Raw genomic sequence first — 18995 nt, forward strand, 5'->3', positions numbered from 1 at the left:
CCCGGTCCGTCGTCGTCAGACCGCTGACGGACTCGACCGCTCCGGTTCCCGCTCCCCGTTTCCGGTCCCGGTCCCGTCGGTCCCGTTCCCGTCGGTCCCGTCCTCGTCGGGGACCAGGCCCAGTTCCGCGTCGCGGACGAACTCCAGCTCGCGGCGGAACAGCCGGAACCACATGAAGATCACGAAGCCGACGAAGGCGAACCACTCGGCGGTGTAGCCGAGGTTCTGGAACGCCTTCAGGTCCAGTCCGGTGCCGCCCGGCGCGGTCGCCGGAACCGCCCGCATCCCCGAGTCGCCGCGGTTGAGCGTGATCCAGGCGTCGTACACGTCGTACTCCACGAGGTTCACCAGCGACGCCGAGCTGATCGCCGCCGTCTGCCCCTGCGGCAGGCCGCCGCGGGCGCTGACGCCGTTGCTGCCCGGGGTCTCGGACGCCTGGAGCGCACCGGTGACGGTGACCTCACCGGTGGGCGCCGCGGGCACCTCGGCCGGATCGGGGGTGCCGGGCAGCCAGCCCCGGACGACGGGCAGCGCCCGGCCGGTGTCGGTGCGCAGCAGGGCCAGGACGTAGTAGCCGTCCTTGTCGTCCAGCGTGCGGTCGGGCACCAGCAACTGGGTGTCGTACCGGCCGCTCGCGGTGGCCTGCTTGCCGGAGGTGGCCTTGGTCACGGGCAGCAGGTCGTCCAGGGGCCTGGCCGCCTCCCGCTTGTCCGTGGCGATCCGTGCCTCGGCGTCGCGGTGGCTGTCCACCCGGTCCTCGAACCGGCCCAGCTGCCAGGACCCCATGAAGACGCAGAAGGGGATGGAGAGCAGCAGGAAGACGTTGATCCCCCACCAGCGGGGTGTCAGCAGAAACCGGTACACGCCCTCAACGGTACGGGCCCGCGGGTGGTTCCCGGCCCGCGGGGTGGCCGTGCGGCGGGCCGTCCCCACGAGGGGGTGGTGAAAGATCGGGAAGAAGTTGTCCACAGCCTGGGGACCTCGGCGGCGCGATGCCCCCCGGGACGGGCAGTATGGGGTCATGACTGAGAGCAACGGGTCCGACGCGCCGGACCGGGCGGACCACCAGACCGAGCGAGTGGAACAGGGCGCGGGCATGCCCGACTGGGAGAAGCGCTTCCGGGCACCCCGGGTGTCCCTGCCCGACTGGGCGGAGGACGCCCCCGACCGCTCCCTGTTCGTGTCGAACGCGACGGGGACGTACGAGCTGTACGCCTGGGACCGGGCGACGGGCGAGCAGCGGCAGGTGACGGACCGGCCCAACGGCACGACGGACGGCGTGCTCTCGCCGGACGGCGAGTGGATCTGGTGGTTCGACGACAAGGACGGCGACGAGTTCGGCGTGTGGCGCCGGCAGCGGTTCCCGGGCGGCGAGGACGAACTCGCGGCACCGGGCCTCGACCCTTCGTACCCGGCGGGACTCGCGCTGGGCCGGGACGGCCGTACGGCGGTCGTGGGCCGTTCCACGGACGAGGACGGTACGACGATCCACCTGGCCCGCACGGGCGAGGCGCCCGTGGAGATCTACCGGCACCGCGAGTCGGCGGGCGTCGGCGACCTCTCCCACGACGGTTCGCTGATCGCCGTGGAGCACACCGAGCACGGTGACGCGATGCACTCCGCGCTGCGGGTGCTGCGGCCCGACGGCACGACGGTCGCCGAGCTCGACGACACCGAGGGCGGCACCCGGGAGCTGGGCCTGGAGGTGCTGGGCTTCGCGCCGGTGCCGGGCGACACCCGGCTGCTCGTCGGACACCAGCGGCGCGGACGCTGGGAGCCCCTGGTGTGGGACGTGGCGACGGGGGAGGAGAGCGACCTCGCGCTGGAGCTGCCGGGCGACGTGAGCGCCGAGTGGTACCCGGACGGCACGGGGCTGCTCATCGTGCACGGCTTCGAGGCCCGCGGCGAGCTGTTCCGCTACGACCTGGCCGAGCGCCGACTGGAGAAGATCCCCACCCCGCGCGGCGCGGTCTCGGGCGCGACGGTCCGGCCCGACGGCAGCGTGGAGTACCTGTGGTCGTCGGCGGCCCAACCGCCGGCGGTGCGCTCCACGACGGGCGACGTGGTCCTCGACCCGCCCGGAATGAAGTCGCCCGGGTCGGTGCCGGTGGAGGACGTGTGGGTGGAGGGGCCCGGCGGCCGTATCCACGCCCTCGTCCAGAAGCCGGCCGGCGCGACCGGACCCCTCCCCACGGTCTTCGACATCCACGGCGGCCCCACCTGGCACGACAGCGACTCCTTCGCGGCCGGCCCGGCCGCCTGGGTCGACCACGGCTACGCGGTGGTCCGCGTCAACTACCGGGGCTCCACGGGCTACGGCCGCGCCTGGACCGACGCGCTGAAGCACCGGGTGGGCCTGATCGAGCTGGAGGACATCGCGGCGGTGCGGGAGTGGGCGATCACCTCCGGACTCGCCGACCCGGCCCGGCTGGTCCTCACCGGCGGCTCCTGGGGCGGTTACCTCACCCTGCTCGGCATCGGCACGCAGCCCGACGCGTGGGCGGTGGGCATCGCGGCGGTTCCGGTCGCCGACTACGTCACGGCGTACCACGACGAGATGGAAGCGCTGAAGGCGATGGACCGCACGCTGCTCGGCGGCACCCCGGAGGAGGTCCCCGACCGCTTCGAGGCGTCCTCCCCGATCACCTACGTCGACCAGGTCAGGACCCCGGTCTACATCTCGGCGGGCGTCAACGACCCCCGCTGCCCCATCCAGCAGATCGAGAACTACGTCAAACGCCTGGAGTCCCGCGACGCGGTCCACGAGGTCTACCGCTACGACGCGGGCCACGGCTCCCTGGTGGTCGACGAACGCATCAAGCAGGTCCGCCTGGAACTCGCCTTCGCAGCCAAACACCTGCCCGCGTAACCGCGGGCAGCCGTGCCCGCGTAGTTGCGGGCAGTCGTGCCTCCCCCAGTGCCTGAAGGGCCTGGGAGGTACCCCCAGGGCGGCACGGGTGGGCGGTGGGGGTACCTCCCGCTCGAGCGAAGTCGAGAGTGGGGGAGGCACCCCGCGAGCGCGGGCAAGTGAAGCCCACCCCCGCCCGGCGGCAGCTTCGTGCACCCCGCGAGCGCGGGCAAGTGAAACCCACCCCCGCCCGGCGGCAAGCGTCACGTCGCGCTCCGCGCCCGCCGCCCCAGCAACTCCGCCAGTCCCCGCCGGGTGGCGGCCAGCACCACCCGGTCCTCGGCACGCAGCACATACGTGTCAGGGAGGTCCCACACCAGCCCGGACCCGGGCACTCCCTCCCCGCCGGATGCGGACCCCGCCGTGTCCAGCGCCAGCACCCGCCAGGCCCCCGCCCGGAACGCCTCCCCCACCGTCCGCCCCTCCAACTGCGCGTACCCGCCCACGACGACCGCCGCGAACAGCAGCACCCGCCGCTCCACCGGGATCGCCCCCAGGATCTGCCGCCCCATCATCGCCCCGGCGAACGCGGGCGCGGCCAGATGGGAGACGCTCCGGCTCCGCGTCAGCGCCGAGGGATGCGCGGTCCGCAGCGTCCGGTACACGGCCTTCGCGAAGTCGTCGTCGTACAGCCGCAGCACCACCCGCAGATCGGGCCGTACGGACCGCGCGTACAGCACCGCCTCCAGGTTCGTCGTATCCGCACTGGTCAGTGCCAGCAGCGCGTCCGCACGGTGGATCTTCGCGGACTCCAGCACCCCCTCCTGCGTGACGTCCCCCAGCACCACCGGCACCCGTAGGCGTCGCGCCACGGCCATCCCCCGCGCCTCCGGATCGGCCTCGACGCACACCACCGGAATGTGCAGCTCCCGCAGGCGCGTGAGCACCCGGGTCCCGATCTTGCCCAGTCCGAGCAGCACGACGTGCCCGCTCAGTCCGCGCGGCGGCTTCCGCAGCGCCGACGCCGTGCGGAACGTCCCCAGCGCCTCCAGCACCGCCGCCAGCAGCACCGGCAGCAACAGCAACCCCACCACTCCGGACAACAGTTGGAGCACCTGCCGGCCGGTGGACTCGTGGTGCGCGGGCTCGTTGATCGCGAACAGGTCGAGCAGCGTGACGTACGTGGCGTGCAGCGGATCGTCGTCCGTCACCAGCGCCAGGGCGACCGCGAGCGCGACCGTGGCCGCCACCAGTCCCGCCAGCGACCACCGCAACCGCCGCGAGAACAGCGAGGCGAACGGCGGACCGCCCCGCCCGGACGACAACGAGGGCCCGGAGTAGGACAGTTGCTCCAGCACCACCGTCCCCCGCCCGGTCGCCGCCGCCACCGCCGCCGCGTCGGGCAGCAGTTGCGGGCCCTGCTCGCCGCTGTCCTCCGCACCCTCGTCCCCGGCGGGGTCGTTGCTGGTCGCGGAGAGCAGCGCGAGGGTGCACAGCCCCGGGTCGGCCACCTCGCCCGGTCCCGGAGGACGGCGCTCCACCGCCCGCAGCAGCAGCCCCTCCGCGTCGACGACCTTGCTGGTGCCGACGAGCGCGGTGGCGACCAGCGCGGGCGCGGTGGTGTCGGCGTCGGACAGCACGGTCGTGGCGATGTCGGCCCCGCCGCGTTCCGGCGCGCCGCCACCGCCCGCCAACGCGGCTGCCTGATCGAGGAGTTCCTCGATGTGCTGGCCCAGCCGCCGGTTGTAGAGCCGGAGGACGAGCCGCAGCCGGGGGTTGAGCCGGCGGGCGGTCAGGGCGGCACGGATGTTGGTCTCGTCGTCGTCGTACACCAGCGCCAGCGCGGCGGCACGTTCCACCCCGACCTCGGCGAGCACGGCCTCGGTCGGCTCGGCGGCCTCCACGACCCGTTCACCGGGCGCCAGGGTGTCGTCGGACCCACCGGACCCACCGGACCCACCGGACCCGCTGTTGCCCCGGTTGACGGCGGTCACGACCCGGTCGAGCAGGGCGGCGGAGGCCGCGCGGGCCCGTCCCACCACCGGCTGCCGGCCGCTGCGTCCGGTCGGCGGCACGACGAGGGTCACCTGCTCGCGGTACACACCGCGCAGTTCGGCGGCGAGCCGGTGCGCGAGCCCGTCGTCGCCGCACACCACCATGTGCGCCGACGGATCGCCGGGCAGGGACGGGTTGGGAAGGAGGCTCACCACGGGTGAAGAGACTGCCTCATCGTGACGGGTGGTTCCAGGCCGCCTCTGAACGGCCGCGCCCCGCCCTCCGTACCAAGGGGGAGGGACCCGAGCGCGGCCCCGCCCTCTCGCGCGCGCATCCACCGGAGGTGCACCCGGCCCGTGGCCACCACGAAACCGCCCCCGCGCGGCACCGCCGAACCCGACGACGGCCGGGAGGAGAAGGCGTGCGAGGAGAAGGCGCAGGACGAGAGGAAGACGCACGACGAGGAGAAGACGCACGACGAGGCGTCCCGCCACCTCACCTCCCCCCTCCTCCTCACCCTCGTCCTCCTCACGGCGATGATGTTCCAGGGCCCCGTCCGCCGCGCCCTGGCCGCGCCGGTGATGCAGAGCTGGATGACGGTGTTCGTGGCGGTGGTCCTCCAGGCCCTCCCCTTCCTGGTGCTCGGCGTCCTGCTGTCGGCGGCGATCGCGGTGTTCGTCCCGCCGTCGTTCTTCGCCCGCGCCCTGCCGGGACGCCCCGCGCTGGCCGTACCCGTCGCGGGCGCGGCGGGGGCGGTGCTGCCGGGCTGCGAGTGCGCGTCCGTGCCGGTGGCGGGCGCGCTGGTGCGCAGGGGAGTGGCGCCGGCGGCCGCCCTGGCGTTCCTGCTCTCCGCCCCCGCGATCAACCCGGTCGTGCTGACGGCGACGGCGGTCGCCTTCCCGGGCGACCCGGAAATGGTCCTGGCCCGTTTCGTCGCGAGCCTGCTGGTGGCGTGCGCGATGGGCTGGCTGTGGCAGCGCCTCGGCCGCACCGACTGGCTGCGCCCGCCCTCCCGTTCGTCGTACGACGGGCGGAGCCGGGGCGCGGCGTTCTGGGACTCGGTACGGCACGACGTGATGCACGCGGGCGGTTTCCTGGTGGTCGGCGCGATGGCGGCGGCCACGCTGAAGGCGGTGGTCCCCGCGGAGTGGCTGCGCGCGGCGGCCGGCAGCCCGGTGCTGTCGGTGCTGGTGCTGGCCGTCCTGGCGGTGCTGCTGTCGATCTGCTCGGAGGCGGACGCGTTCGTGGCGGCGTCGCTCACCCAGTTCTCGCTGACGGCCCGGCTGGCCTTCCTGGTCGTGGGACCGATGGTCGACCTGAAGCTCTTCGCGATGCAGGCGGGCACGTTCGGCCGGGCCTTCGCCCTGCGCTTCGCCCCCGCGACCTTCGCCCTGGTGGTGGTCGTCTCGGCCCTGACGGGAGCGGTGCTGCTGTGAAGCCGGCCCTGAACCACCAGGCCCAGGCGGCCCTGCTGTTCCTCCTGGGCGCGACCGTGCTGCACGCCGGCCTGACCGACCTCCACCTGCGGTACGTCAAGGCGGGCCTGCGCCCGCTGCTCCTGCTGTCGGGCGCGGTGCTGATCGCGACGGCGGCGGCGACGGTCCGGTACGCGTGGCGCCGCGGGCCGCACCCGGGGGAGCCGCACCGGGAACCCCGTGTCTCCTGGCTCCTCACCCTCCCCCTCCTCGCCCTGATCCTGGTCGCCCCGCCCGCCCTCGGCTCCTACAGCGCCACCCACACCGGTACGGCCCTGCGGGAACCCCTCGGCTACCCGGAGCTGCCCGAGCGGGGACCCCTGCGCCTGGGAGTCGGGGAGTACGCGGCCCGCGCCGTCTACGACCGGGGCCGTCACCTGCGCGACCGCCCCATCGGCATCACCGGTTTCGTGGCCTTGGACGGCACCGGCACCCCGTACCTGGTCCGCATGGGCCTCGACTGCTGTGCCGCCGACGCCCAGCCGGTCAAGATCGCCCTCACCGGCGCGATCCCCCCGGTCCTGCAGCCGGACACCTGGCTGGAGGTCACCGGCCGCTACACCCCGCGTCGTACGGAGGACCCCGTCAACGGCGGACCGGTCCCGTACTTCGAGGTCACCCGCGCCGAACCGGTCTCGGTCCCGCAGGACCCGTACGACGAGGCGTGGAGCGGCTAGGGCCGCGGCCGGCTACGACTGGTAGGGCTGCTGCTGCGACTGCTGCCCGTACCCCTGTCCGCCGCCGACCGCCTGCGCCTGGAGCTGCTCGGCCTGTTCCGCGGTCACCTTCTGCTCCGCGCCGCAGAAGGTGCACTGCGTCGCGTACTTCGTCGAGACCGGGAACAGCGGCACGAAGAACAGGGTGAACTTGGTGACCCGCTTCCTGAGCGTGTGCGCGGCGGGATTCCCGCACTGCGCGCACACCAGCGTCAGTATCGCGAGCTGATGCAGATACCCCTTGGTACCAAAAATGATCATGTCGTCGATCCTTCCCGGGCCTCGGCCCCCCGAACCACCACACCAGACGGTGAGCGTGGTCGGCAACGTGACCGGCCACCACACTGCCGCACCCCGCACAAGCGCACCAGGCCCGGTGCCGACACGCTGGACCGCGGCGATGCGGGCGCGTCGGCACGCGGCAGTCGCAGCGGCCCCCGACGAGGCGGGCACGGGCGCGGACGCCTAGGGTGGACGCCGTACACCCGGGGCTGGAAGGGGATGGTGGAGATCAGCGGGCAGGCCGACGCCGTCCACCGGACCCGCACCCCCCTGAGCCGGGCGCGGGTGCTGGCCGCCGCCGTCGCCCTGGCCGACGAGGGCGGGGCCGACGCGCTCAGCATGCGGAACCTGGCGCAGGTGCTCGGCGTCGTCCCCATGGCGCTGTACAAGCACGTGGCCAACAAGAACGAGCTGCTGGACGGCATGATCGACGTCCTCGTCGAGGAGATCGACCCGCCGGTCGAGGACACCGACTGGAAGACCGCCGTCCGGCTGCGGGTGCTGTCCGCCCGTCGCATGCTGCTGCGCCACCCGTGGGCGCCCGGGGTCATCGAGGCGCGGATGAAGGCGCGGGCCGCGCCGACCCCCGCGGTGCTGGCGTACCTGGACTCGATGATCGGCGTCTTCCGGGCCGGGGGCTTCCCGCTCGACCTGGTCCATCACGCGATGCACGTCATGGGCAGCCGGCTGCTGGGCTTCTCCCAGGAGCTGTTCGTCGACGGCCCCGGCCGCGAGCCGGACCCGGACGCGCCGCCGCCCGAGGAGATGGCCGCGCGCTACCCCCACATCACCGAACTGGCCAGGGCGGTCGCCCACGACGAGGAGTCCGTCGTCGGCTCCGGCTGCGACGACCAGTACGAGTTCGAGTTCGCCCTGGATCTGACGCTGGACGGCCTGGCCCGGCTGCTGCGCTGACCCGGACGGCCCCCGGCCCGGTTTCCGCCCCGGCCCTTCCCGGCCCCTTCTCGATCCCCTTCCGGTCCCTTCTTGTCTCCTCTCGGCCCCTTTCCGGTCCCTTCCGGTCCCTTCCGGTCCCTTCCGGTTCCTTCTTGTTTCCTCCCAGCCCTTTCCCGACCCCTCCCGGTCCTTGCCAGGTGTACGGCGTACACCCATGATGGTGGGTGTACGCCGTACACCTGTGAGGGGGAGATCCGGATGAAGGCGATCGTCCAGGACCGCTTCGGCCCGCCGGACGTTCTGGAACCGACGGACATCGACCGCCCCGAGCCCGGGGCCGGCCAGGTACTGGTGCGGGTGCACGCCGCCGCGGTCAACCCCTACGACTGGCACATGATGCGCGGCGACCCGTACGCGGCCCGGCTGACCGGGGACGTGGGGCTGACCCGCCCGAAGTCACGGGTGGCCGGGATCGACGCGGCCGGACGGGTCGAGGCGGTCGGCGCCGGCGTGCGCGGGCTCCGGCCCGGCGACGAGGTGCTGGGCTTCTGCCCGGGCGCCTTCGCCGAGTACGCGCGCACCACCGAGGACCTCCTGGTCCCCAAACCCGCGCACCTGACCTTCGAGCAGGCCGCGGCCGTCCCGATGGGGGCGGTGACGGCCCTGCGCGGCGTCCGGACCGTGGGCCGGGCACGGGCGGGACAGCGGGTGCTGGTCAACGGGGCCGGCGGCGGAGTGGGCACGTTCGCCGTGCAGATCGCCGCGGACCTCGGCGCGGAGGTCACCGGCGTGTGTAGCGCCCGCAACGCCGACCTGGTGCGCTCGCTCGGCGCCGCGCACGTCGTCGACTACGCCCGCGAGGACTTCACCGACGCCCGCGGACGCTACGACGTGATCGTGGACAACGTGGGCAACCACCCGCTGGGCCGGCTGCGCCGGGCGCTCACCCCGACGGGCACGCTGGTGGGCAACGGCGGCGGCTCACCCGGCCACGTGTTCGGGGCGATGGGCTCGCTGCTGAAGCTGCTCGCGGCCGGCGCGGTCGTCCGGCAGCGGCTCCGGGTGATCCTCCCGGCGGCCCCGTCCGGCCCGGTCCAGGAGGATCTGCGGGCCGTCACCGCCCTCATCGGGTCCGGCCGCCTCACTCCGGTGGTCGGCCGGACGTACCCGCTGGCGCAGGCGGCCGAGGGCGTGCGCCTGGTGGAAGGAGGACACGCCCACGGCAAGGTCGTACTGACGGTGGGGTGACGGCCGCCGTGGGGGTTCGCCCCGTGGCCTCACGGCTTCCGGCCGGACGTCGTCGTCGAGGGCCCCGACGTCCCCGGGTCCGGGAATTCCCGTCGGCGGAAACGGGTTACCCACGCTTGCAGCGATGACAGCGGGTGGATCGCGGGTGGACCGTGAGTGGACCGCGGGGAGGGACGGACGCCGATGAGCCTTCGTCAGTTCGAGTACGCCCTGGCCGTCGCCGAACAGGGCTCGGTGACGGCGGCGGCGGAACTGCTGCACGTCGCCCAGCCGTCGGTGTCCCAGCAGATCCGCGGCCTGGAGCGGGAACTCGGCGTGAAACTGTTCGTCCGCACGCCGACCGGACTGGTGCCCACCACGGTCGGCCGCGCGTTCCTGCGGGAGGCGGAGGTCGCGGTGAGCGCGTCGCGGCGGGCCAGGGCCACGGCGCGGGCCGGCGCCGACGAGCTGGTGGGCGAGCTGGTGGTCGCGGTGCAGATGGGCTTCGGCACACGGCAGTTGCCGCGTGCGCTGGGTGCGCTGCGCCACCGCTTCCCACGGCTGGAGGTCACCGTCTTCGAGGAGCCGAGCGCCGCGGAGCTGGACCGGCTGTGCCGGCGGGGCGTGCTGGACTTCGCCCTGATGGCGGCGTGCGAGCAGGGCCCCGCCGACGCCCACCACCTCGGCGACGAGGAACTCGTCGTGGTGCTGGGCGCCGGGCACCGGCAGTCGGCCGCGGACCGGGTCGAGCTGGGCGAACTGGACGGGGAGCCGTGGGTGCGGTTCGACCGCGACAGCACGCTCGACGGCGTACTGCTGAGGGTGCTGCGGGACAACGGTCTGGCCCCGGCCACGGCCGCCCGCGTGTCCCAGACGGCGACGGCCGTGCGCTGGGCCGCCCACGGGCTGGGGGTGACCCTCGTCCCGGCCTCGGCGGTGCCGCAGGGGTACGAGCACCTCGTGCGCCCGGTGTCCCCGGCCCTGTCGCAGCCCGTCATCGCCGTGGTCCGGCAGGACGCGGGCCCGGCGGAGACCGCCCTGCTCGAACTCCTGCGTCAGGAGACCTGGTCCGAGCCCGTTCAGAGCTGGGTGTAGCCGCCGTCCACGGCGAGTTCGGCGCCGGCCGTGTACGTGGCGTCGAAGGCGAGGAACGCGGCCGCCCCGGCGATCTCCTCGGGTGTGCCGAAGCGCCGCATGGGATTGTCCGAGACCCGCTCCGCCTTGAACTGCTCGGCGGCCTCCGCCGTCATCGTCCTCTCCAGGATTCCCGTGTCGACGGGACCGGGGCTGACCGCGTTGACGCGGATCCCGCGCGGAAGCAGATCGCGGGAGAGGGTGCGGGCCATCGAGCGCAGGGCCGCCTTTCCGGCCGCGTAGACGCTGGTCTCCGGCAGGCCCATGACGTTCGCGGCGGAGGTGGTGAGGACGACGCCGGCGCCCGTGCTCAGCAGCGGGGCGAGCTTCTGCACGGTGAAGAAGGCGCCCTTGACGTTGATCGCGAACAGCTCGTCGTAGGCCTCCTCGGTCGTCGACTCGAAGGGCGTCGGGAGGGTGACGCCGGCGTTGACGAACAGGGCGTCGACCGTGCCGAGTCCGTCCTTCACACGGCTGGCCAGGGCGTCCAGGTCGGACAGCGAGGCCACATCACCCCGGACGGCCACCGCGTTCTCGCCGAGCCGCTCCCGCGCGGCGTCGAGCGCGTCCTGGGAACGGCCGGTGATCACCACGCGCGCTCCGCCGTCCACCAGCAGTCTCGCCGTCGCGAATCCGATTCCGCTGCCGCCGCCCGTGACCACCGCGTTCTTGCCGCTGTACTCGTTCATGCTCAGAAATCCTTCGTCATTCACTGAAAAGTCGTTCCAGAATTCCTTCGGCGTCAGCCCCTGGGGAATTCCCCGCCGTCCACGACGAGATTGCTCCCGGTCACCCAGCTCGCCCGGTCGGACACGAGGAACAGCACCGCGTGGGCGAGGTCGTCGGGCAGGCCGTCGCGCCCCAGCGGCGTGGTGCCGGTGGCGTCGGCGTCCCCGTTCAGCCGCGCCCACTGCTCCCGCGTCGCCTCGCCGCCGGGGGTGGCGACCCTGCCGGGGGTCACGGTGTTGACCCGGATGCCGGACGGGGCCAGCTCCAGGGACAGTCCCCGGCTGTAGTTCTCCAGCGCCGCCTTCGCCGTGGTGTAGTGCAGGAACGGCCCTGACGCGGTGGGCACCGCGGCCGAGGAGACGTGCACGATCACCCCCGAACGCCGCTCCCGCATCCCCGGCACCAGCAGCGAGTCCAGCCGCACCGACGCCAGGAAGTTCAGGTTCAGCGCGTCCTGCCACTCCTCCTCGGGGATGGCCAGGGCGTCTTCGTGGGGCCGCGCCCCGCCCGCGTTGTGGACCAGGACGTCCACCCCGCCGAGCACCTCCCGCGCGGCCGCGGCGAGCGCCTCCGCGCCGGCCCGGGTCCGCACGTCGGCCGCCACGAAGGAGGCCCCCTCCGGCACCGTGTCCGCCGCGGACCTGGCGGTCGTGAGCACCTCGGCGCCCGCGTCCAGGAACCGGCGCACGACGGCCGCTCCGATTCCGCGCGAACCACCCGTGACCAAGGCTCGTTTTCCCGCGAGTTCCCGCATTCCGTTCCCGTTCGTGGGCATGCCGATGACCCTCTCGATCGCGTGTGTCCGTGCTCGACGGAAAACGTCCTCCGGGTGCGGAAGGGAAATCTCCGAAGATCTCGCGCCGAGCACCTCGTCGAGCTGTTTCACCGTAGATCCGGGAGAGAAAGAGAGGCAAAGACGAAATGTCAGCAAGGGTCATAGGGAATACCTATGGCCCGCGTGCGGCCGGGTGGCGGCCGGCGGTCGGCGGGCGTCGCACTCGAACTGGAGGCGCCCGGGCCCGTGTGCGTGACCGCCGCCCCCGACCACCTGCGCCAGGTCGTCGGCAACGCGCTGCGGGCGACCCCGGCGGGCGGCGGCGTGACACTGGCCCTGACCCGTCGGCGCGAGCCGGCCGTCGTGGAAGTGCGGCACACCGGCAGGGGGAAAGTGCCGTCGGACCGTTGAGTACACGTACTCATGCCCGAACGCGCCCCCCGGCCCATTGTGGAGACCACCGACTCCCCGCCGACCGGAGGCCCCTCGATGCCGACCGCCCACCACCCACGCCGACTTCTCGCCCTCGCCACGGAGAGTCGGCTCGCCCGGGGTTATCTGGCGGTGTGCGCCGTCGGCGTGCTGGTCATGCTCCTCTTCCCGGAGAGCCCCGCCGCGATGGGCCCCATGCTGCTCACGGCACCCCTCTCCTTCCTGACCGTGGCCTTCCCCTTCGGACCCGGCACCGAAGGAAGCGGGACGGCCGAGGCGCTGGCCGCCGGCTCCTGGACCGTATGGCTCCTGCTGTGCGCCCTCGTGAACGCCGCCGTGCTCGGCGCCCTCGCCAAGAGCCCCGCCCCGGCACGCCCCCGCCCGAGGAGGGCACCGGCCCTGCTCGCGCCCGCCGTGGACAACTGGCTCGCACGCGGATACCTCGCCGTGGTCGCGGCGTCGCTGGCCTTCTTCCTGTACGCCGTGCACGTACTGCCGGACCCGGGATTCGCCGGAATATGGCCCCTGATGGCCGCGGCACCGCTCAGCTTCCTCGCCCCGCTGGTGACGACACCCGTGGAGCACTCCTCGCCCACCTGGCTGAGCCCACTGGTCTTCTCGGCCGGCGTCCTCCTGTCCGGCCTGGTCAACGCGGTGCTGATCGGCCTGCTCGCCCGCACGCTGCGGACCCGCCCCGCATAAGACGTTGTCTCATTTGGATTCGTAATCTTGAGGCATGACGATCGTGGAGCGGCTGGTCCCGGACGGGTTGTGGGAGTTGTTCCAGCGGGTGGTGCCACCTGCTCCGACACGGCCGCAAGGTGGTGGGCGGCGCCGGTACGGCGACCGTGAGGTGCTGGCGGCGATCATCCTCGTGGCCACCTCCGGCTGCACCTGGCGGCAGTTGCCGCCGGTCTTCGGCCCGTCGGGGCCGACCGCGCACCGGCGTTTCACCGAGTGGAGTGCCGCCCGGGTCCGGGCGAAGCTGCACCGTCTGGTCCTGGACGAACTGGGCGCGTGCGGGGAGCTGGACTGGTCGCGGTGCGCGATCGACTCGGTGAACATGCGGGCCCTGAAAGGGGGGACCTGACGGGTCCGAATCCTGTGGACCGGGGCAAGAAGGGCTCGAAAATCCACTTGATCACCGAGAGAACCGGTCTGCCCCTCTCGATCGGGATCTCCGGCGCGAACCTCCACGACAGCCAGGCCCTCAAGCCCTTCGTCCGCGGCATCCCGCCGATCCGGTTCCGTCGCGGCCCGCGCAGACGCCGGCCCGCCAAGCTCCACGGCGACAAGGGCTACGACTACGACGACCTGCGACGATGGCTGCGCGAGCGAGGCATCCGGCACCGCATCGCCCGCAAGGGCATCGAGTCCTCCACCCGGCTCGGCCGGCACCGCTGGACCATCGAACGCACCATGTCCTGGCTGGCCGGCTGCCGCCTGCACCGCCGCTACGAACGCAAGGCCGAACACTTCCTGCCTTCACCACCATCGCCTGCACCCTCATCCGCCACCGCAGACACACCAAATGAGACGACGTCTAAGGGCGCTTCCAGGTCGTCCGGCGTGAGCTCACCGCCGAGGGTGAGCATCGCAGTGCCGGAGCCGTCGACCTTCTCGTGGCCGCAGCCGCGGAAGAGGCGGGGCTCACCTTGCCGCATGACGACCGGGACGAGGCGATCAAGCCCTGCGGAAGCTCGATGTCAACCATGAGCGAAGGGCAAGAGCAGGGTCCTCAGCCTGGGAAGCTGCCGCGCCCCGGGGCTGGTTGGAGCGTTGACCTGGCCGAACGGCCCATGCGTGCCGCCTTTGGATCCGACCGCGATCACCGTCGTTCCCCGCTCGGTCCGATGCGCTTGTGGTGCAGAGCCACCTGGCTCCACCTCTTACCTGGCTTCGTGGGCACCCGTTAGGTAGTCAAGTCCAGGACGGGGCGGCCCGCACTGGAGGATCGCGTCCACCGCCGGCCACAGCTCGATGGGCACGGGGTAACAGTGGAGCATCCAGGGATCGTCGGCATCCGGCGTCATCACATCCCGCAACTGGAGAATCTGCTCACGGCTGATGGGATGCTCCGTACGCAAGGTGTCGTCCGCCTTGCTGTACCCCTCAAGGACCCAAATGACTTGAGGCTCTTCCGTAGGCATTCCTTGATCGTAAGGTGCCGCGTTGCGCATGAGCTTGGGAAGCTTGGGTCTCTTGGCGGCGATTGCTGCGCTGACCTGTGGCGGAGTGGCGCCGGAGTCCTGGTCGCGCCCAGGGCAAGTCCCCACCGTTCCCCATGGCTCCCCGCAGGATCTGGCACGCGAATGGTGAACCGTTCCGGGTTCGGTAGAGATCTCAGGTGTTGGGTGTGACCTGGTGTTTCGTGGTTGCGAGGTAGTGGTTGTTCTCGTATTCGACCGGTGGGACGTGGCCTATCTCACCGTGGATTCGCCGGTGGTTGTACCGGTCGACGTATTCGGCGGTGGCGAGCTCGACGTCGGACAGCGTCTTCCATGGCCGCCTGAGCTTGATCAGTTCAGTCTTGAACAGGCCGATCGTGCTCTCCGTCAGGGCGTTGTCGTAGGCGTCGCCCACCGATCCGATGGGGGCGGCGATGCCTGCGGCCTCCAGGTGGTCGGCGAGCCGGAAACTCGTGTACTGCGACCCGGCGTCCGAGTGATGTATCAACTCGCCTGGCTAACCCGGGTGTTGATAGCGGTCGCGTTGCCAGATCGCCATCTCCGGGGCATCCAGCACGAAGACCGTTTCCTTCACGGTCGCTGCGGACCAGCCGACGATCCGGCGGGAGAAGGTGTCCACGGCGAAGGCGACATAGACGACCCCTGCCCAGGTCTTCACGTGGGTGGAGTCCGCGACCCAGCACCGGTTCGGGGCGCCGGCGACGAAGTCGCGGTCGACGAGGTCGGGAGCCCGCCCGGCCTGGCCGCCGGGAAGCATGGTGATCACGCGCCGGCCGCGGACGGCGCCGGTGATGCCGAGCTCGCGCATCAGGCGTTCGACGGTGCAGCGGGCCACGGCCTGGCCCTGCCGGTTCAGCTCCCGCCAGATCTTCCTCGCCCCGTAGACCCGGTAGTTGGCCTCGAAGACCTCGCTGATGTGCTCCTTCAGCTCGGCGTCCCGCACGGTCCTTGCGGACGGCGCGGTCCGGCGTTTGTGGTGGGCGTAGTAGGTGGCAGGGGCGATCTTGCAGCCGTGCATCGTCAGCACGCGGCAGATCGGCTCGACGCCGCCGAAGCCTTCCGCCTCACGCTGACGCTGGCCACACCGTGGACGCTGCGCATCGAGCTGACGGACACACGGGGTGAACGGATGCCGGAACCGGGGCGCAGGGGTGACGAGCCACCGGGCGAGTCGGGGTACGGGCTGTTGCTGGTGGAGGAGCTGGCGACGAGGTGGGGCGTACGCGTCGGCCCACCGCCGTCGAAGACGGTGTGGGCGGAGCTGGACCTCGCCTGCGGGACCACTCGGCCCCGTCATCCACGAGGTGGACGGACAGAGGGGTAGGGGCCGGGCGGCCCGGGGAACAACGCGCTTGTACTTACGGGCAGTTCTGTCCGTCGGCTCTGGCCGGCGCCCGCACCGGCGAGAAACGATCCCCGTCAGAAGCCGGCCGGTGGTCGGTTGCCCTCCTGCCTCGCTCCACTGCCGTGAACGGCGCCCACGTCCCGGTGGACGGCGGCCAGCCCCGGGCGGGCCTCGGTCTCACGCCGGGCCCGGGTTCCGCGTGACAAGTGAGGCAGCGGTGCCTCGCGGCATCGCGGGCCGTCGTCCGAGCCCGCGTCGCGAACGACGTGGCGGCGGAACTGCCCCCGGTGCCGTAGGCGCTTCTGGACCTGGGGGTGGAGTCGCGAGGGGCGGTTTCCCCCTGGAGAGCTACGGGCAATGCCCACGGTGGGGTGACGCTTCCTCAGGCGCGTTCGCATAGCGTTCGGTCATGGCCGCGACGTCCGGGCCGAGGGCCCGGCGAAGGGCCCGTCGTTCACAGATCTGCCTTCCCGTGCTCCCGGAGGACCCCATGAACCGCATGCTCAAAACCACCGCCGTCGCCGCACTGTGCTGCACCGTCGCCGGTACGGGCTACGTGGGCGTGGCGCAGGCCGAGGGACACGGGGGCGGGGCGGACAGGACCACCGCCAGGGTGACCCACCCGGGTCACGCGGGCCGCGCCGACTCCTTCGTCGGGGAGAAGAAGATCGGAGTCCGGGGATACTCCGTGAACGTCTCCTGCTCGGGTCGGCAGACGGGTCACAAGCCCGTGGTGGTGCTGATGGCCGGCCTCGGGGACGGCCTCGACGCGATGGCCGACCTGCAGAAGACGCTGAGCGAGAAGAACCGGGTCTGCTCCTACGACCGTCTGGGCGAGGGCAAGAGCGACAAGCCCCGGGGGCCGCAGAGCCTGGAGGACTCGGGCCGGATCCTCACCGGGGTGATCAACCGGGTCGCCGGCGACTCCCCCGTCGTGCTGGCGGGCCACTCGCTGGGCGGCCTGATCGCCGGCCGCTACGCCCCCGAGCACCGCGACCGCGTCAAGGGCCTGGTCCTGATGGACGCCACCTCCCCGACCATGACCGCGGACATCACCCGCGCGATCCCCGAGTCCGCCACCGGCGACGCGGGCGACCTGCGGGCGCAGACCGTCAGCACGATGCGGGGTGGGAACCCGGAGAGCCTCGTCGTCCCCGACGGCCGGGTCCGCTCCGCCGGACGGATCCCGACCGAGGTGCTCCGCCACGGGCAGCAGTACCTGGCCGCGTTCCCCACGTACGGCCCCACCCTCGAGTCCGACTGGACGAAGGCACAGTACAAGTGGGCCACCGTGTCCCACCGCGGCACGGTCCGCGTCGCCGAGGACAGCGGCCACTACATCTACGTCGACCGCAAGGACATGGCGGTCAAGTCCATCCAGCGCGTCGCCGCCGAGGTCACCCAGCAGAACAGCGGCCGGTGGGGGCACGCGGGACGGTGACGGGGCCCGGGCCGGCCGGCGGGGATTCCCAGGAGCGGTGGCGGAGCAGCTCGGGCGGGTTCGGGCGCGCGAGGCCCACGCCGTCACCCGTCGCCAGGCGGTCCGCCACCGTGAGCTTCGTCCTGGCAGACGGGTTCCGGCTGTCCTGTTCGCCGTGACGGGCCTGAGGACACCACCGGCCGTCCGCCGGGCGGAACGGCACCGTGCGCCGCGGCAGGCGGTGGAGTCGGCGTCGGCCGCCGCCTGATCCGCGCGGATCGCACTCGTCCGACTCCGCGTCGGCAAAGGCACGGCTTTCGCGGGCGTAGCGTGGGTGGTACGACGACGTACGGATCCTTTCCGGGTACGCGGCCCCGGCGTCTGCGTACCACCCCGGCCATACGCCTTGCTCGAGCAGGCGGCGGAAGTGCCAGTTCTGCCCGTAGGCCTCGTCCGCGGTGACCCACGTGGCGGGCAGGCCGGCGGCCAGGCAGCGGCGGACGATGTCCCGGGCCGGCTCTCCCTCGGTCGTGAAGCCGCGTTCGCCGGGGATCTTCGCCGCCAGGCAGCGGTCACGATCAGACGCCCAGGCCTTGGCAGGTCAGCAGCCGCTGAAAGCCGTCCGGCGTGCGGTGACCTGCCCATTCCGCGAGCTGCCGGCCGTTCTTCCGCGCCGCTTGGCCCAGCAGACCGCGGACGTAGTCCCGCATCCGCCACCGCAGATCCGCCCGACCGAACCGGCCCGCCACCCGAGCGAACACCGACTCCAACTCCGCAGCCCGGCAATCGACTTCAGCCATGCCCTCCCTACCAGGAGGGCGATAACCGCCGGCTCAGGACACGATCCGCTGCTGGAGTACCAGGCCTGTCCATCACCCGCGAGCTGGTCGAGGCCCACGGGGGCACCATCGCGGTGACCAGCGAACCGGGCCGCGACACCCGCTTCACCGTCCAGTTGGCGGCAGCGGGCAGTAGCTGACAGAACCCTCCCGGCCTGGAGCTGCCTGCCCCGCCGGGTTGGTCCGGTTCGGCATGATCCTCCGCGACGGATTTGCAAGGGGCGCAGGCAGTGAGATCGGGATGGATCCGGTGCCAGGCGGCCGTGACGAGGTTGCAACCACAGCGAACGCAGCGCCGGCGATTGACGATCGGCATTCGTCGCGCTCGTCGTCGCTGTCGGCGCCGCCGTCGTGTGGTGGGCCAGTCCTCCCAACACCCCGAACGATGTGGGTGCACACCCGAGTACCCGACAAGTCAGGGACATCCGCGAACGGGTCCTCAGCCGGGTCGGCGGCTGACTTCTCACCATGCGTACTCATTTGGCTTGACGCCGCTGTCTGGCCATACCTACCCTAACAGCGTTAGAAGTTCTATCGATGTTAGGAAGCGTCGGCTCGGGGAGGGGATCCAGATGCGTACGCGTGCCGTCGTTCCCGGCCTCTCTGCCGCGGCGCCCTTCGTTGCTGGCACCGCGGTTTCCTCAGCGGCGTCGCCGCGGGAGCGGGTCGCACAGGCCAGGGCGCAGGGGGTA

19 protein-coding genes and 3 pseudogenes are annotated in these 18995 nt (G+C 72.3%); 13 read left to right on the plus strand and 9 right to left on the minus strand.

Going from position 1 to position 18995, the window contains the following annotated elements; all coding sequences use genetic code 11:
* Window positions 1-15: 15 nt before the first annotated feature.
* The gene (locus tag AB0A94_RS09920) at window positions 16-864 is read right to left on the minus strand and encodes an SURF1 family protein (protein WP_361741572.1); all 849 of its coding nucleotides are present in this window, start codon (window positions 862-864) and stop codon (window positions 16-18) included.
* Window positions 865-1021: 157 nt separating this feature from the next.
* On the opposite strand from AB0A94_RS09920, the gene AB0A94_RS09925 reads away from it, so the two are divergent.
* Window positions 1022-2869: a prolyl oligopeptidase family serine peptidase gene (locus AB0A94_RS09925; RefSeq protein WP_361741575.1), complete on the plus strand. Its 1848-nt coding sequence runs from the start codon at window positions 1022-1024 to the stop codon at window positions 2867-2869.
* Window positions 2870-3111: 242 nt separating this feature from the next.
* Here the strand turns inward: AB0A94_RS09925 and AB0A94_RS09930 are convergent, their stop codons facing one another.
* Window positions 3112-5007, minus strand: a complete 1896-nt coding sequence (locus AB0A94_RS09930) for an NAD-binding protein (RefSeq protein WP_361741978.1) — start codon at window positions 5005-5007, stop codon at window positions 3112-3114.
* Between the two features lie 192 nt (window positions 5008-5199).
* On the opposite strand from AB0A94_RS09930, the gene AB0A94_RS09935 reads away from it, so the two are divergent.
* Both AB0A94_RS09935 and AB0A94_RS09940 read left to right on the plus strand, forming a co-directional pair.
* Complete coding sequence (locus tag AB0A94_RS09935; RefSeq protein WP_361741578.1) at window positions 5200-6279, plus strand: permease; 1080 nt, start codon at window positions 5200-5202, stop codon at window positions 6277-6279.
* A gap of 8 nt (window positions 6280-6287) precedes the next feature.
* Window positions 6288-6995 carry a TIGR03943 family protein gene (locus tag AB0A94_RS09940; RefSeq protein ID WP_361741981.1) on the plus strand — a complete coding sequence of 236 codons (708 nt, stop codon included), beginning with the start codon at window positions 6288-6290 and terminating at the stop codon, window positions 6993-6995.
* 12 nt (window positions 6996-7007) lie between these two features.
* Here AB0A94_RS09940 and AB0A94_RS09945 read toward each other — a convergent pair whose 3' ends face one another.
* Window positions 7008-7295, minus strand: coding sequence for a zinc-ribbon domain-containing protein (locus tag AB0A94_RS09945; RefSeq protein ID WP_361741581.1), 288 nt, complete (start codon window positions 7293-7295; stop codon window positions 7008-7010).
* Between the two features lie 240 nt (window positions 7296-7535).
* On the opposite strand from AB0A94_RS09945, the gene AB0A94_RS09950 reads away from it, so the two are divergent.
* The 3 genes from AB0A94_RS09950 to AB0A94_RS09960 all read left to right on the plus strand — a co-directional run bounded on the left by AB0A94_RS09950 (window position 7536) and on the right by AB0A94_RS09960 (window position 10535).
* Window positions 7536-8231 (plus strand): TetR/AcrR family transcriptional regulator C-terminal domain-containing protein, encoded by a 696-nt coding sequence (locus AB0A94_RS09950; RefSeq protein ID WP_361741584.1) that lies wholly within the window; start codon window positions 7536-7538, stop codon window positions 8229-8231.
* Window positions 8232-8471: 240 nt separating this feature from the next.
* Entirely contained in the window at window positions 8472-9461 is a 990-nt protein-coding gene (locus tag AB0A94_RS09955; protein WP_361741587.1) for an NAD(P)-dependent alcohol dehydrogenase, read from the plus strand.
* A gap of 183 nt (window positions 9462-9644) precedes the next feature.
* Window positions 9645-10535, plus strand: coding sequence for a LysR family transcriptional regulator (locus tag AB0A94_RS09960; protein ID WP_361741590.1), 891 nt, complete (start codon window positions 9645-9647; stop codon window positions 10533-10535).
* On the opposite strand, the gene AB0A94_RS09965 is transcribed toward AB0A94_RS09960, so the two are convergent.
* Window positions 10520-11263, minus strand: a complete 744-nt coding sequence (locus AB0A94_RS09965) for an SDR family oxidoreductase (RefSeq protein ID WP_361741593.1) — start codon at window positions 11261-11263, stop codon at window positions 10520-10522. The genes AB0A94_RS09960 and AB0A94_RS09965 overlap by 16 nt on opposite strands.
* A 53-nt stretch (window positions 11264-11316) precedes the next feature.
* A complete protein-coding gene (locus AB0A94_RS09970) occupies window positions 11317-12078 on the minus strand; it encodes an SDR family oxidoreductase (RefSeq protein WP_361741595.1) in 762 nt (253 codons plus the stop codon).
* 174 nt (window positions 12079-12252) lie between these two features.
* Here AB0A94_RS09970 and AB0A94_RS09975 point away from each other — a divergent pair, with 174 nt between their 5' ends.
* The 4 genes and pseudogenes from AB0A94_RS09975 to AB0A94_RS09990 all read left to right on the plus strand — a co-directional run.
* A complete protein-coding gene (locus AB0A94_RS09975) occupies window positions 12253-12489 on the plus strand; it encodes an ATP-binding protein (protein WP_361741598.1) in 237 nt (78 codons plus the stop codon).
* Window positions 12490-12501: 12 nt separating this feature from the next.
* Window positions 12502-13212, plus strand: a complete 711-nt coding sequence (locus AB0A94_RS09980; RefSeq protein ID WP_361741601.1) for a hypothetical protein — start codon at window positions 12502-12504, stop codon at window positions 13210-13212.
* Window positions 13213-13246: 34 nt separating this feature from the next.
* A pseudogene (locus AB0A94_RS09985) lies at window positions 13247-14045 on the plus strand (IS5 family transposase).
* Between the two features lie 15 nt (window positions 14046-14060).
* Window positions 14061-14186: pseudogene (locus AB0A94_RS09990) on the plus strand (VapC toxin family PIN domain ribonuclease); the annotation flags it as partial.
* 667 nt (window positions 14187-14853) lie between these two features.
* On the opposite strand, the gene AB0A94_RS09995 reads toward AB0A94_RS09990, so the two are convergent.
* Entirely contained in the window at window positions 14854-15186 is a 333-nt protein-coding gene (locus AB0A94_RS09995; RefSeq protein WP_361741604.1) for an integrase core domain-containing protein, read from the minus strand.
* 9 nt (window positions 15187-15195) lie between these two features.
* Complete coding sequence (locus tag AB0A94_RS10000) at window positions 15196-15717, minus strand: IS3 family transposase (RefSeq protein ID WP_361741984.1); 522 nt, start codon at window positions 15715-15717, stop codon at window positions 15196-15198.
* Here AB0A94_RS10000 and AB0A94_RS10005 point away from each other — a divergent pair.
* Complete coding sequence (locus AB0A94_RS10005) at window positions 15712-16023, plus strand: ATP-binding protein (RefSeq protein ID WP_361741607.1); 312 nt, start codon at window positions 15712-15714, stop codon at window positions 16021-16023. The two genes, AB0A94_RS10000 and AB0A94_RS10005, sit on opposite strands and share 6 nt — an antisense overlap.
* A gap of 511 nt (window positions 16024-16534) precedes the next feature.
* Entirely contained in the window at window positions 16535-17485 is a 951-nt protein-coding gene (locus tag AB0A94_RS10010; protein WP_361741610.1) for an alpha/beta fold hydrolase, read from the plus strand.
* On the opposite strand, the gene AB0A94_RS10015 is transcribed toward AB0A94_RS10010, so the two are convergent.
* Together AB0A94_RS10015 and AB0A94_RS10020 are read right to left on the minus strand one after the other, a co-directional pair.
* On the minus strand, window positions 17442-18029 hold the full coding sequence (locus tag AB0A94_RS10015; protein WP_361741987.1) for a hypothetical protein: 588 nt from the start codon (window positions 18027-18029) through the stop codon (window positions 17442-17444). The genes AB0A94_RS10010 and AB0A94_RS10015 overlap by 44 nt on opposite strands.
* Before the next feature lie 13 nt (window positions 18030-18042).
* Entirely contained in the window at window positions 18043-18264 is a 222-nt protein-coding gene (locus AB0A94_RS10020; protein WP_361742006.1) for a hypothetical protein, read from the minus strand.
* A gap of 20 nt (window positions 18265-18284) precedes the next feature.
* On the opposite strand from AB0A94_RS10020, the pseudogene AB0A94_RS10025 reads away from it, so the two are divergent.
* Window positions 18285-18443: pseudogene (locus AB0A94_RS10025) on the plus strand (ATP-binding protein); the annotation flags it as partial.
* Window positions 18444-18995: the final 552 nt, after the last annotated feature.

The organism is Streptomyces sp. NPDC044984, assembly GCF_040646935.1.
GTDB lineage: Bacteria > Actinomycetota > Actinomycetes > Streptomycetales > Streptomycetaceae > Streptomyces.

Excerpts from the sequence above, each read along its gene's own strand:
- AB0A94_RS09925 (WP_361741575.1), top strand. The coding sequence starts at position 1,022 with ATGACTGAGAGCAACGGGTCCGACGCGCCGGACCGGGCGGACCACCAG.
- AB0A94_RS09930 (WP_361741978.1), bottom strand. The coding sequence starts at position 5,007 with ATGGTGGTGTGCGGCGACGACGGGCTCGCGCACCGGCTCGCCGCCGAA.
- AB0A94_RS09945 (WP_361741581.1), bottom strand. The coding sequence starts at position 7,295 with ATGATCATTTTTGGTACCAAGGGGTATCTGCATCAGCTCGCGATACTG.
- AB0A94_RS09950 (WP_361741584.1), top strand. The coding sequence starts at position 7,536 with ATGGTGGAGATCAGCGGGCAGGCCGACGCCGTCCACCGGACCCGCACC.
- AB0A94_RS09955 (WP_361741587.1), top strand. The coding sequence starts at position 8,472 with ATGAAGGCGATCGTCCAGGACCGCTTCGGCCCGCCGGACGTTCTGGAA.
- AB0A94_RS09960 (WP_361741590.1), top strand. The coding sequence starts at position 9,645 with ATGAGCCTTCGTCAGTTCGAGTACGCCCTGGCCGTCGCCGAACAGGGC.
- AB0A94_RS09965 (WP_361741593.1), bottom strand. The coding sequence starts at position 11,263 with ATGAACGAGTACAGCGGCAAGAACGCGGTGGTCACGGGCGGCGGCAGC.
- AB0A94_RS09970 (WP_361741595.1), bottom strand. The coding sequence starts at position 12,078 with ATGCCCACGAACGGGAACGGAATGCGGGAACTCGCGGGAAAACGAGCC.
- AB0A94_RS09975 (WP_361741598.1), top strand. The coding sequence starts at position 12,253 with ATGGCCCGCGTGCGGCCGGGTGGCGGCCGGCGGTCGGCGGGCGTCGCA.
- AB0A94_RS09980 (WP_361741601.1), top strand. The coding sequence starts at position 12,502 with ATGCCCGAACGCGCCCCCCGGCCCATTGTGGAGACCACCGACTCCCCG.
- AB0A94_RS10000 (WP_361741984.1), bottom strand. The coding sequence starts at position 15,717 with ATGCACGGCTGCAAGATCGCCCCTGCCACCTACTACGCCCACCACAAA.
- AB0A94_RS10010 (WP_361741610.1), top strand. The coding sequence starts at position 16,535 with ATGAACCGCATGCTCAAAACCACCGCCGTCGCCGCACTGTGCTGCACC.
- AB0A94_RS10020 (WP_361742006.1), bottom strand. The coding sequence starts at position 18,264 with ATGGCTGAAGTCGATTGCCGGGCTGCGGAGTTGGAGTCGGTGTTCGCT.